Origin of the sequence: Actinopolymorpha sp. B11F2 (assembly GCF_040195635.1) — a bacterium.
In the GTDB taxonomy this organism is placed as follows: Bacteria; Actinomycetota; Actinomycetes; order Propionibacteriales; family Actinopolymorphaceae; genus Thermasporomyces.
Genome location: NZ_JBEFTX010000024.1, coordinates 85209 through 97849, shown reverse-complemented (window position 1 = coordinate 97849; position 12641 = coordinate 85209). Strand labels below are relative to the sequence as shown.

General features: G+C 69.9%; 10 protein-coding genes. 6 read left to right on the top strand and 4 right to left on the bottom strand.

Features of this window, described 5'->3' with window-relative positions; genetic code table 11:
* The first annotated feature begins 15 nt into the window (after nt 1-15).
* On the top strand, nt 16-660 hold the full coding sequence (locus ABN034_RS31140) for a bifunctional 4-hydroxy-2-oxoglutarate aldolase/2-dehydro-3-deoxy-phosphogluconate aldolase (RefSeq protein WP_349694548.1): 645 nt from the start codon (nt 16-18) through the stop codon (nt 658-660).
* Nucleotides 657-1688 carry a sugar kinase gene (locus ABN034_RS31135; RefSeq protein WP_349694547.1) on the top strand — a complete coding sequence of 344 codons (1032 nt, stop codon included), beginning with the start codon at nt 657-659 and terminating at the stop codon, nt 1686-1688. Before ABN034_RS31140 ends, ABN034_RS31135 begins: the two co-directional genes overlap by 4 nt.
* 207 nt (nt 1689-1895) lie before the next feature.
* Here the strand turns inward: ABN034_RS31135 and ABN034_RS31130 are convergent, their stop codons facing one another.
* The 4 genes from ABN034_RS31130 to ABN034_RS31115 form a co-directional block, all read right to left on the bottom strand.
* Entirely contained in the window at nt 1896-3734 is a 1839-nt protein-coding gene (locus ABN034_RS31130) for a SpoIIE family protein phosphatase (RefSeq protein ID WP_349694546.1), read from the bottom strand.
* An 89-nt stretch (nt 3735-3823) separates the two neighbouring features.
* Nucleotides 3824-5248, bottom strand: a complete 1425-nt coding sequence (locus ABN034_RS31125; RefSeq protein WP_349694545.1) for an FGGY family carbohydrate kinase — start codon at nt 5246-5248, stop codon at nt 3824-3826.
* A 65-nt stretch (nt 5249-5313) separates the two neighbouring features.
* Entirely contained in the window at nt 5314-6909 is a 1596-nt protein-coding gene (locus ABN034_RS31120; RefSeq protein ID WP_349694544.1) for an alpha,alpha-trehalose-phosphate synthase (UDP-forming), read from the bottom strand.
* 220 nt (nt 6910-7129) lie between these two features.
* Nucleotides 7130-8140 carry a Gfo/Idh/MocA family protein gene (locus ABN034_RS31115; protein ID WP_349694543.1) on the bottom strand — a complete coding sequence of 337 codons (1011 nt, stop codon included), beginning with the start codon at nt 8138-8140 and terminating at the stop codon, nt 7130-7132.
* A 256-nt stretch (nt 8141-8396) separates the two neighbouring features.
* Here ABN034_RS31115 and ABN034_RS31110 point away from each other — a divergent pair, with 256 nt between their 5' ends.
* From ABN034_RS31110 to ABN034_RS31095, 4 genes are all read left to right on the top strand, one after another.
* Nucleotides 8397-8762 carry a VOC family protein gene (locus ABN034_RS31110; RefSeq protein ID WP_349694542.1) on the top strand — a complete coding sequence of 122 codons (366 nt, stop codon included), beginning with the start codon at nt 8397-8399 and terminating at the stop codon, nt 8760-8762.
* 173 nt (nt 8763-8935) lie between these two features.
* The gene (locus ABN034_RS31105; protein ID WP_349694541.1) at nt 8936-9550 is read left to right on the top strand and encodes a chemotaxis protein CheB; all 615 of its coding nucleotides are present in this window, start codon (nt 8936-8938) and stop codon (nt 9548-9550) included.
* Nucleotides 9547-11373: a CheR family methyltransferase gene (locus tag ABN034_RS31100; protein ID WP_349694540.1), complete on the top strand. Its 1827-nt coding sequence runs from the start codon at nt 9547-9549 to the stop codon at nt 11371-11373. The genes ABN034_RS31105 and ABN034_RS31100 overlap by 4 nt, the downstream gene beginning before the upstream one ends.
* On the top strand, nt 11370-12629 hold the full coding sequence (locus ABN034_RS31095; RefSeq protein ID WP_349694539.1) for a sensor histidine kinase: 1260 nt from the start codon (nt 11370-11372) through the stop codon (nt 12627-12629). The genes ABN034_RS31100 and ABN034_RS31095 overlap by 4 nt, the downstream gene beginning before the upstream one ends.
* Nucleotides 12630-12641 lie beyond the last annotated feature (12 nt).

The window sequence follows — 12641 nt, the reverse complement described above, 5'->3', positions numbered from 1 at the left end:
CATGGAGGTGCACGGGTGAGCCTGGCGGAAGCGATGAAGGCGTGCCCGGCGATCGCGATCCTGCGGTCGTCGTCCGCCGCGCGGTATGGCGAGGTCAGCGACATCGTCGTGGCGGCGGGGTTCCGCGCGGTGGAGTTCACGTTCAGCGCTCCCGATGTCACCGACGCGCTCCGCGCCTACGCCGCGCGGAAGCCGGACGACGTCGCGCTCGGTGCCGGCACCGTGACGACGGTCGAGCAGGCGCGCCACGCGGTCGACGCCGGGGCGACGTACCTCATCTCACCGGCCGTCTGCGTCGAGGTGATCGAGGAAGGCGCCCGACTCGGCGTCCCGGTGTTGCCTGGAGCGCTGACCCCGACCGAGATTCTCCAGGCGTGGCGGGCCGGCGCCACGATGGTCAAGGTTTTCCCGGCGTCGGCGATGGGCGGGCCGGCGTACCTCAAGGCCGTCCGCGGCCCGCTGCCGGAGATCCCGCTGGTGCCGACCGGCGGCATCGACGGCGACAACGCCGGCGCCTACCTCGCGGCCGGGGCGGTCGGTGTCGGGGTGGGTAGCCCGCTGGTGGCGGACGCGTGCGAGCCGGGTAGTGACCTCGACGCGCTGGCCGAGCGAGCGCGTGCGCTGGTGGCCGCGGTGAACACGGCAGGAGGTACGCCGTGACCGAGCCGCTGGACCGCGCCGTGACGGCGGCGCTGACGGATCCCCTCGGCTCGGACGGCGCTGCGGGCGCGGCCGACGTGACTGCCGTGGATGTCGTCACGCTCGGCGAGACGATGGGGCTGGTCGCCGCCACCCGTACCGGCTCCTTCAGCGTCGGAGCGCCTGCCACGATCTCCTTCGGCGGCGCGGAGACCAATGTCGCGATCGGGCTCAGCCGGCTCGGCCACTCCACCGCGTGGATCGGGCGGCTCGGTGCGGACCCGGTGGGCACCCTTGTCAACGACGCCTTGCGCGCCGAGGGGGTCGACGTCTCGCGCGTACGCCGGGAGGATGCCGTCGCCACCGGTCTGATGCTGCGCGAGCACCGCACCGCCGACCGGGTACGCGTGAGCTACTACCGGCGCGACCTCGCCGGATCGCGGGTCGGGCCCGACGATGTGGACGCGGGGTTGGTGCGGTCGGCGCGGGTGCTGCACCTGTCCGGCATCACACCCGCGCTGTCCGACTCCGCCCGCGCCGCGGTGTTTCGGGCGGTGGGGTTGGCCCGCGAGGCCGGCGTCCTCGTGTCGTTCGACTTCAACTACCGTACGGCTCTGTGGTCCCCGGCCGAGGCCGGTGCCGTGCTCCGGCAGCTCGTGGAGCGGGCCGACGTCGTCTTCGCGGGCGAGGACGAGGCGGCGCTGGTGGTCGGGGAGGGAACGACCGAGAGCCTCGCCAAGCAGCTCGCCGCCCTCGGCCCGGGCGAGGTGATCCTCAAGCTGGGATCGGCCGGTGCGTACGCCCTGATCGGCGCGGAGCCGGTGACCTCGCCCGCTCTCGACGTGAGCGCGGTCGATCCGGTGGGCGCGGGGGACGCATTCGTCGCCGGGTACCTGTCCGGGCTGCTCGACGGTGTCGCTCCGGCCGATCGGTTGCGGCGCGGCAACGTCTGTGGCGCCTTCTCGGTCTCGGTCGCCGGTGACTGGGAAGGACTGCCCCGCCGGCACGAGCTCGCGATGCTCGACGGGCGCGAGAACGTCGCCCGCTGAACGGATCCTGATCCCCTCAATGAGGGGGCGCCCCTCATCCAACACGCCTACGCATCAGGGGCGCCCCTCGTCCATGATCATGAAAGAAGTTCGGTCAATACGCCGACAAACTTTCATGATCACGATCATGATCATGGGACGGCGGCATGATCATGGGACGACGGTGTGATCATGGGACGACGGTGTGATCCCAGGACGGTGGCGTGATCACGCGAAGTCGGAGTGGGCTGCACGGGCGAGGAGGAGAGCCACGTCGTCGTCGTAGCCCGCGGGCGGGCGGAGTGCGTCGATCACCTGGTCGCACATGCCTTCCAGCGTTCCTGTCGCCAGCGCGAGAGCGTCGACGAGCTGGTCGATGCCGGCGTCGACGTCACGCTGGCGGTGTTCGACGAGCCCGTCGGTGTAGAACGCGACCACGGTGTCGTCCGGTACGGCGATCGCATGTTCGGGCGCGGCGCACACGCCGACACCCAGCGGGATCCCGGACTCGTGGTCGAGCCGCCGGGCCCGGCCACGTTCGTCGACGACCAGCAGGGGCAGATGCCCGGCGGACGCGTACGTCAGGTTGCTCTGTGCCCGGTCGAAGACGGCGTAGATGCAGGTGACGATCTCCGCCTCGCCGAGGTCGGCCACGATGCCGTCGAGCAGGTCGAGGATCTCCTTCGGCGGAAGGTCCAGCCGGCCGTAGGCGCGGACGGCGGTGCGTACCTGCCCCATCAACGTTGCGGCCCGGAGCCCGCGTCCCATGACGTCGCCGATCACCAGCGCCGTGCGCCCGGCGGACAGTGGGATCACGTCGTACCAGTCGCCGCCGACCTCGGTCTCCTCCGTACCCGGAAAGTACCGCGTCGCGACCTCGACCTCTCCCGGATGGTGCGGCCACGCCGGGAGCAGGCTCCGCTGCAGGGTCAGGGCGGCCCGGCGCTGCCGGCGTTCGCTCTCCTGCAGGTTGCGGGCGAGGCGTCGTTCGGCGTTGAAGAGCCGCGCGTTCTCGATGCTCTGCGCCGCCCGGGTCGCCACCTGTTCGATGAGCGGGAGGTCCTCGCCGGCTCCGAGCTTGCGTCCGTAGGCACGTCCGGGGCCGAGGAGGGTCAGCACGCCGATCACTCGGCCGCGGGTTATCAGCGGCACGGCCACGAGTCCCTGCCCCTGGGTGGTACGCACGATGACGTCCTGCGCGTGGGGCTCGTCGTACATCGAGGCGACCACCTCGGGCGTGGTCGCCGGGACGACGACCGGTCGCGCGGTGAGCGCGGCCCGGATCCCGGGATGGTCCTCCAGCTGGGACCCTCCCAGCTTGCGGACCTCCTCGACCAACGACTGGCGGGACGGATCCGCGTCGGCGTCGGCGTCGTGGACGAACGCCCGGTCGAGCCGGCGCCCGTCCCAGAGGTCGATGACGCAGAGTTGGCCGAAGCGGGGTACGGCGAGCGCGCCGACCGTTTCGTAGGTCATCCCCACGTCGAGCGACGAGGCGAGCCGGCTGCCGGCGCTGGCGACGAACGCGAGTCGGTCACGGACGTGCTCGAGTTCTGACCGGGCGGTCCGCTCCGCCCTCAGCAGCGCGGCGCGCTCGGCCTCTCCGGCGGGTTGGCTGGCGAGCGGCGCGAAGACGACGAGAACCTCGCCGCCGACCGCGGCCGCTTCCTCGGTGGCCCGGCCGGTCGCGTGGACCGTGGGCTGGTTCACCACCCGCGCGCGCACCGCGCACCGGAGGGTGTCGCCGTTGCTCCGGCGTAGCGGCACGCCGCCTTCCCAGGAGCCGTCCGTACGAATGAGCGCCAGCCGTTCGCGTGCGGACAGGTGGTAGCGCGGCATCACGGCGATGTCGATGGCATCGTGTCCGACCAGATCCTCGGACTTCCAGTGCAGGATCGCTTCGGCCGCCGCGTTGACAGCGGTGATGGTGCCGCAGAAGTCCACCAGCACGACGCCACTGGCCACCAGATCGCGCAGAGCATCGAAGCGTGCGTCGGAACGGGTGTGCAGACCGCTCTGCCCCTTGCCGACGCCCGCGTCGGGCTTCCGCTCGACTGGTCGTGTCACTCTTGGTGCTCCTTCCGCTTCGGAGCATCATCTTGCCTGCTCGGACGGTGGCGCGGGAACGGACCCTGAACTACGAACGGGTCACAGCGTCAAAGAGCTCGCTCATGCACGACCTCGCGCCACTTCGAGTACCGCGTGCGGAGCGCGGCCATCCGTACGACGTCCTCATGCGTCGGCTCGACCGTCTCGGTCGGTCGGTCGAGATCGAATCCGCCCGCCCACGCTGCCGCACCACGGGCACCCACCTCCGGATCGCCGGCGAGCCGTACGGGCCGGTCGAAGGTCGCGGCGAGCGCGCGCCGGAACCACGCCGAGGCGTGCACCGCGCCACCACCGAGGACGACGTCGAGGCGCGCCCCGGACGCCAGCTCGAAAAGATCCAGCTCCAACACCTCCAACGCTCGGGCGGCCTCGAGCGCCACGCCTTCCAGCGTCGCGGCGAGGAACTCGTCGGCGGAGGTGTCGAGCGAAAACCCCGCGACCAGGCCCGAGCCGGGTGGCGCCGTGCCCGGCGGCCGGCTTCCCGCGTGCAGTGGAACCGACACCAGGCCGGACGTACCGGGTGGCCGGCTCGGCTCGGCGTCGGATTCGAGCCCGAGCATGCGGACCGCCCAGGCGCGCAGGACTCCGCCTCCGGAGAACGCGATGCCGCTGACCAGCCGGGACGCGTCGACGCGGTAACGCCAGACCGTCGGCGGCGGTGACGGGGCGTCGGGGCCGTGCACGACCCGGAGGGCAGCCGACGTGCCAACCGTGACGGCGACGGCGTCGTCGGTGGCGCACCCGCTGCCCAGGTTGGACGCCGCACCGTCGCCGAGCACGGCATGCCACTCCGCGTCGGCGAGTGCTGGCCAACGCGACCGCCACGGCTCCGCGAGCTGACGAGGGGTGTCGTCGATCTCGGGAACCTCGGCGGCCGAGAGCCCCGCGAGCGCGAGGGCCTCGTCGTCCCAACGCATCTTGGCGAGGTCGAGCAGGCCGGTGCCCGACGCCACGGAGACGGAGGTGGTGACGTCGCCGAGGAGTACGCCGAGCACGTAGTCAGGCAGGCCGACGAACCGGGCGCCCGTCAGGTCGTCGAGGGTACGCAGGAACGGCACCTTGGTCGTCCAGTACAGCGGATGGACCCAGGTGCCGGTGCGTTCGTGGAACGCGTCGGCGTCGGCCGGTAGCCGCGGTTCCACGGCGTGCGCGCGGGTGTCGAGCCAGGTCAGGACGGCTGAGCGCGGCTCCCGGTCGGGGCCGAGGGCGAGCACCGAGTGCCATTGCGACGCACCGGCGACCCGGCTCACGCCGTCCAGCGCGCCTGCGTCGGACAGCTCGTCGACGCAGGCGACGAGTCCGTCGAGGTAGGCCTTGGGATCGAGTTCGGCGCGGCCGTCGTCGTCCTGTTCCGGCTCGAGGGGTCGCCGCGCCCGCGCGTCCGGCACCGGTTCGGCGCGCTCGTCGTAGACGACCGCACGCACTCCGGACGAGCCGAGGTCGAGGGCGAGGATCTTTCCCGCTGCACTCATCCGGGGCCGCCGCTTCGCCGCGAAACCTGAAGGAGGCACCATCCGCGATGTCCCGACCGAGTCGCTCATGTGCGCTGGGTTCCACCCAGCTCGTCGAGGAAGGAGCTGGCCCACCGGTCGACGTCGTGCTCGGCCAGGTGGCGGCGCATCGACCGCATCTTGCGCGTCGCCTCCCGAGGCTCGAGCCGGATTGCCTCGAGCAGCCGGCGTTTGAGCCCGTCGACGTCGTACGGATTGACCAGGAGGGCCTGGCGGAACTCGTCCGCGGCGCCCGCGAACTCGCTCAGCACCATGACCCCGGTGTGGTCGTAGCGGCAGGCGACGTACTCCTTGGCGACGAGGTTCATGCCGTCCCGCAACGGCGTCACCACCATGACGTCGGCGGCGCGGAAGAGCGCGACCAGCTCGGCTCGTTCGTGCGACGAGTGCAGGTAGGTGACCGCGGGCCGGCCGATCCGGCCGTGCACGCCGTTGACCCGGCCGACCATGAGCTCGACGTCGTCGCGCAGCAGCTGGTACTGCTCCACCCGTTCCCGGCTCGGCGTGGCCACCTGGATGAACGTCGCCTCGTCCGGCGTCAGCGTTCCGTCGGCCAGCAGTTCGGTGAACGCATGGATGCGTTCGCCGATGCCCTTGGTGTAGTCGAGCCGGTCGATGCCGAGCAGGATCTTGTTCGGGGCGCCGATCTCCTCGCGGATCTCCCACGCCCGCCGCTCGGTCTCGGGCCGCCGGGCGATCTCCTCCAGCTCACCGACGTCGATCGAGATCGGGAACGAACGGGCCCGTACGACCCGGCCGTCGGGGAGGAACGCCCGGTCGCGTTGGGTCTGGTATCCGAGCAGCCGGCGGGTGAGGCGCAGGAAGTTCGACGCCGCACCGGGACGCTGAAAGCCGATCAGGTCCGCGCCCAGCAGGCCGCGCAGGATCTGCTGGCGCCAGGGCAGCCGCGCGTACAGCTCGACCGGGGGGAACGGAATGTGCAGGAAGTAGCCGATCCGCAGGTCGGGCCGCAGCTCCCGCAGCATCTCGGGCACCAGCTGCAGTTGGTAGTCGTGGATCCACACCAGCGCACCCTGACCGGCGACGCGGGCGGCCGCCTCGGCGAACCGCTGGTTGACCTTGACGTAGGCCTCCCACCACTCCCGCCGGTAGGCAGGCGGCGCGATGACGTCGTGGTAGAGCGGCCAGAGAGTGGCGTTGGAGAAGCCTTCGTAGTACTCCTCGACCTCCTTCGCCGACAGCGGCACGGAGACGAGGTGCATGCCGGCCTCGTCGAACGGTTCCGGCGCCTCGCCGGTCGCGCCGGCCCAGCCGATCCAGGCTCCCTTGTTGGCCCGCATCACCGGGTCGAGCGCGGTGACAAGTCCGCCGGGGCTGCGGCGCCACGACGCACTGCCGTCCGGTTCCTCCACCCGGTCGACCGGGAGCCGGTTGGCGACGACGACGAACGCGGCCCGTGCCGAGGACTTCGCGGCCTGCGGGTGCGGCTGGGAGCTGGCCGCCGTGTCCGCACCGGCGGGCGCGGGGGGCGCCGCCGGATTGCTGCGCTGTGCCGGTGCCGTGGGGGACTGCGCGACCGGTGTGGTCGACCCGGTGGCGTCGGCGGGAACGGCGGACCCGGGTCCTTCGGAGTTTTCCGGCGTACGTGGCGAGTGTGACATCGAGGACGGACCTGGGTCGATCGGGCGTGAAGCGGGTGTGGACGGCATGGCCGGGTCGTTGGTGCTCACGGTGGCGGGCACAGGGACTCAACCCCCTCGGTCGGTGCCAGAACTCCTACTTGACCCTACGTGTGCGGAGTTTCGTTGCGGCAACGTCGCACGTCAGACGCGGCTTCGACGAAAATCGCACCCGCGGGCCGGGTGAGGCGTGGGGTCCGCCTCAGGGTGGTGTCTCGTCGTCGGAATGGACGTCGTTCGGGTACTGGACACCGATCTGCTCCCGCACCCCGTCGAGGACGTCCATGACGGCCAGGCTGTCCGCCCACGAGACGAGTGGGCTCTCGACCAGCCCCTCGCGCAGGCAGCGGGCGACCTCGATGGCTTCGTAGGTGTAGCCGATGCCGTGCTTCTCCACCGCGTAGGTCTCGGGGTCCTTTCCTTCCCGGTGCACGGTCAGGGACGTGGTGTCGTGGAAGTTGCGGGGGATGTCGATCCACCCCTCGGTCCCGCCGATCGCGGCGTCGTTGGGCAGGATGCCGGCAATGGAGCCGGTGAGGGTGGCGACAACGCCGCTGGCGTAGCCGAACACCATGCCGACGCTGGCGTCGACGCCGGTGGGCGCGAGGGTGGCGGTGGCCCGGACGGTCGTGGGCGGCCCGAGCAGGTGGTGGGCGAGGCTGACGGGGTAGACGCCGATGTCGAGGAGGGCCCCGCCCGCGAGTTCGGGGGCGAAGAGCCGGCCCTCGGGGTCGTACTCGGCGAGGAATCCCATGCTGGCGTGGAGTGTCTGCGGTTGGCCGATGGCGCCGCCGGCGATGAGGTCGCGCAGCTGGAGGTGGAGTGGGTTGCAGCGCATCCACATCGCTTCCATGAAGAACAGCCGCTTCTCCTGCGCGAGGGAGACGAGTTCGCGGGCCTCACGCGCGTTGGCGGTGAGCGCCTTCTCGCAGAGCACGGCCTTGCCGGCCTCCAGCGCGAGGCGGGCGGTGGCCAGGTGGTCCGAGTGCGGGGTCGCGACGTAGACGACGTCGACGTCGAGGTCGGACACGAGATCGGTGTAGGACCCGTAGGCACGGCGGACACCGAACTCCTCGGCGTAGGCCTGGGCGCGGGCGAGGCTCCGGGAGCCGACCGCGACGACCTCGTGGTCGGGCAGGAGTGCGAGGTCTCTGGCGAACTGCCCGGCGATGTTGCCCGTCGCGATGATGCCCCAGCGGATCCGCGGGTGCATGCGGTGTCCCTCCCGTCGTCGCGGCTGGTGCCAGGCCAGGTGTGCGGCCCGGGGTCGACTGACGTACGACGCTACTTGCCGGGGGAGTGCGGCCCGAGGGGAGCCTTCAAGACTTGGTACCAAGCGTCCGGTACCGGTCCGGCGTGACACCGGCAAACGCCCGATACCGGTTTGCGTAGCCAATGCGTAACCGTCATAATCAGTACGCAGGTTTCGCGCGGGACTCTCCCGCACACTGACCGGAGGTGTTTCCCCCATGAGCACGACAGCTGTCGGCAGACTCGGAGTGGTCGCCATCGACTGCCCCGAGCCGCGGGTCCTGGCCGAGTTCTACCGAGGTGTTGTGGGCGGTGAGCCCAAGGGGGACGACGACTGGGTGACACTCCACAACGGAGGGGACGTTTCCGTGGCGTTCCAGCGAGCGGAGGAGTGGGCGCCTCCGGTGTGGCCCGGTGCCGAACGTCCCCAGCAGGCGCATCTCGACGTCTACGTTCCCGACCTCGACGAGGGGGAGCGGCGGGTTCTGGCGTTGGGCGCACGCAAGGCGGAGGTCCAGCCCGGCACGACGTTCCGGGTGTACCTCGACCCGGTAGGCCATCCGTTCTGCCTCTGCGCGGAATAGTGCCCGACCGCGGTGGCAACCGCGATGCCGCCGCGGGGACACGGCGTACCATGAGCATGTGAATGGTGTGACGTGCGCCCGTTTCGTCTCACCCGCCGACGCGGCGGCGACGATTCACGTGTGTACGCCATCGGGTATGTCCCGGTTCACTCCCTGTTCGCCGGGATGAGCAGATGTCGTCCCCGGGTCAGGGAGACCAGCCTGGCGCCCCCGCGTACGCCGTCCTGGCGATCGCGTCCTCGGCTGGTGGCATCAGCGCACTGCGGGCGGTTCTCAGCTCGTTCACCGGGGACTTTCCCGCGCCGGTGCTGCTGGTCCAGCACCTGGATCCGCGCCACGAGACCATTCTCCCGAGCGTTCTGTCCCGCAAGACTTCGCTCAAGGTGAAGCTGGCCGAGGATCGCGAGGAGATCCTCCCCGGCGTCGCCTACGTCGCACCGCCCAACCGCCATCTGCTGGTAGGGCGCGGCGGGGTGTTGTCGTTGACCGAGACCGAGCTGGTCCACTTCGTCCGCCCGTCCGCAGATCTGCTGTTCGAGTCGGTGGCCGCCAGCTTTGCCGACCGTGCCGTTGCCGTGGTCCTCACCGGGAGCGGCACCGACGGTGCCATGGGCGTCCGGGCAGTGAAGGACCGCAACGGTACCGTTATCGTGCAAGATCCCGACGACGCGGAGTTCACCGGGATGCCGCGTGCGGCCATGGAGACCAACACGGCGGACTTCGTCCTCACGTTGGCCGAGATCGGGCCCGTCATTCAGCGCCTGTTCGAGACTGAGGACCACCGATGACGGAGACCGACAAGGAACTCACAGAGTTGCTCGAGTTCATCCGGGACCTGCGCGGATTCGACTTCAGTACGTACAAACCGTCCACGCTGGGCCGGCGCATCCGCAAGCGGATGCAGGACGTCGACAAGGCGTCTTTCGCGGACTACCGCGACCTCCTCGAGGCCGACGCCGACGAGTTCACCCAGCTGTTCAACACGGTGCTCATCAACGTGACGTCGTTCTTCCGCGACATCGACGCGTGGGACTACCTCCGTACCGACGTCGTTCCGTCGGTCCTGGAGGCGGCCGGACCCGATGAGGTGCGGGTCTGGAGCGCGGGCTGTTCGTCCGGCGAGGAGGCGTACTCCCTCGCCATGACCTTCGCCGAGGCGATGGGGGTCGAGGCGTTCAGCGAACGGGTCAAGATCTATGCCACGGACATCGACGACAACGCCCTGGCCACGGCTCGCCGGGGAGTGTTCTCGGCCAGGTCGATGGAGGCGGTGCCCGAACCGCTGCAGCAGAAGTACTTCGAGCCCAACGGTCACGGTATGGCGTTCCGCCCTGACCTTCGACGCCGGGTGATCTTCGGCCGACTCGACCTGATCAGCGACGCCCCGATCTCCCGCCTGCACCTGCTGGCGTGCCGCAACACGTTGATGTACTTCAACGCGGAGGCGCAGAACCAGCTGATGAGGCGCCTGCACTTCGCCCTCCGCGACAGCGGCGTGCTGTTCCTCGGCAAGGCCGAGATGCTGATGACCAACGGTTCCCGTTTCGTCCCGATGAACATGCCATACCGGATCTTCCGGTGCCGTCCTGGAAGTCATGTCATGACCGGACCTCTCACGCCACTCGAGGTGACGCGGGGCCTTTCCAGCGAGGCTCTCCGCAGCCGTCAGCTCCGTGACCTGACCCTCGAGACCGACCCGACGGCACGGCTGGTCATCGACGTCTCCGGCTCCACTGTGCTGATCAACTCCCAGGCGCGGGTGATGTTCGGTCTGACCGAGCGGGACGAGGGTCGGCCGTTGCGTGACCTGGAGGTGTCCTACCGGCCCGCGGAGTTGCGGTCGCTCATCGAGCAGGCCCAGTCCGAGCGGCGCGTCGTCCGCAAGAACGCCGTCGAACGCTCGCTCGGGCCTCACGAGCTGCAGTACCTCGACGTGCGCGTCAATCCGATCGTGGCTCCCGACGGACAGGTGATCGGTAGCGCGGTGACGTTCGTGGACGCGACGGCCTTCGTGCGGCTCCAGCAGGAGGTCAAGACCTCGCGCGAGGAGCTTGAAACCGCCTACGAGGAGCTGCAGTCCACCAACGAAGAGCTCGAGACGACGAACGAGGAGCTGCAGTCCACCAACGAGGAGCTCGAGACGACGAACGAGGAACTGCAGTCCACCAACGAAGAACTCGAGACGACCAACGAGGAACTCCAGTCCACCAACGAAGAACTCGAGACGATGAACGAGGAGCTGCGGATCCGTTCGACGGAGTTGGACGAGGTAAACAGTTACCTCGGCGGTGTCCTCGCCAATGTCCCGGTCGGTGTGGTCGTGCTCGATGGCGACCTGCGCGTACGCACCTGGAACCTGGTCTGCGAGGAGCTTTGGGGCGTCCGCAGTGACGAGGTACTCGGCGAGTCGTTCTTCAGCCTCGACCTGGGCCTGCCGACGGGCGCGCTCCGCCATCCGGTTCGCGCCTGCCTCGACGGCTCCGCCCGCGAGCGCATCGAGCTGGAGGCCGTCAACCGCCGTGGCCAGCCGATCACGTGTGAGGTGACCTGCAGCCCACTCAGCGACCGGACCAGCGGGGTGATCCTCCTCCTGGCGGCGAGGTCGCGGTGAGCGACACGGATGCGCATGCCTGGCGTTCGCGGCTCTCCCAACGGATGTGGGAGATTCGTCGGCGGTTGCCGGATGACGTGGTTGTCCAGGAGGCGTCGGCGGATCTGGAGACCGCGCTGGAGGAGCTCAGCGCGGCCACGGAGCAGCTTGCCCAGCAGGCCAACGAACTCGCCGCGAAGCAGACCGAGCTCGCCGAGGAACGGGAGCGCTGGCAGCATCTGTTCGACGTCGCACCCGACGCCATGGTGGTGACGGACAGGGCAGGCATGATCCTCGAGCTCAACCGCCGGGCGAAGCAGCTCTTCGGGCTCGACCTGGCCGGCGCACGTTCCATGACGCTGGCGCTGCGGTTGGCCCCGCCTGTGCGGCACGCGTTCCAGCGGATGCTCCGGGACCCCACCGCTCAGCGCGCCGAACCGCTCACCGTCACTCTCGTGGGAGATCCGGCCGCGGCGTTCCGCGGCGAGTTGCGGTGTGCCGTCGTCGCCACCAACTGGCTGCTGTGGCTCCTGCACGACGTGTCTGCCGCAGAGCACGCCCGGGAGCTGCTCGTGTCCGCCAACGCGAAGGAGAAGGCGGCAGCGGAGCAGCTGCGGAGGGTCGACGCGATGCGTCGTGCGTTCCTGCTCGACGTGTCGCACGACCTGCAGGCGCCCATCGCGGCGATCGTCGGCCTCGCGGAACTCCTGCGTACCCAGGAACTCGACGCACAGGAACGCGACCGGGTGGTCGCGCAGCTCGAGACGTCAGCCCGCGACACAGGGGCGATGCTGCGGGACCTGCTCGACTACCAACGCATCGAGGACGCGGCAACGCCCGCCCAGCGCGGCGGGGTCGACGTGGGCGTGATCGTGAAGCGAGCGGCGAGCACGGTGGACGCGCAGAATCATCCCGTCCAACTCGACCTCTCCGCGGCCGTCGCCAACGTCGATGCCGCCATCATCGAACGCATCATCACCAACCTGGTCCGTAACGCCGTCCAGCACACGCCGTCCGGAACGACGATCTGGGTACGCTGCCGGCGGGAACCCGACGGAGTGCTGCTGGTGGTCGAGGACGACGGGCCGGGGATTCCGGTCGATCGCCGGTCGAGCGTGTTCGATCTGTTTCAGCGCGGCCAGCCACGCAACCATACGAGCGGTCTCGGTGTGGGTCTCGCACTCGTCCGGCGCTTCGCCCAGCTGCATGGTGGCTATGCGCGGGTCGAGGAGCGGCCGGGCGGTGGCGCCAGCTTCCATGTGCTGCTCAGCGGATGACGTCAGGACGAG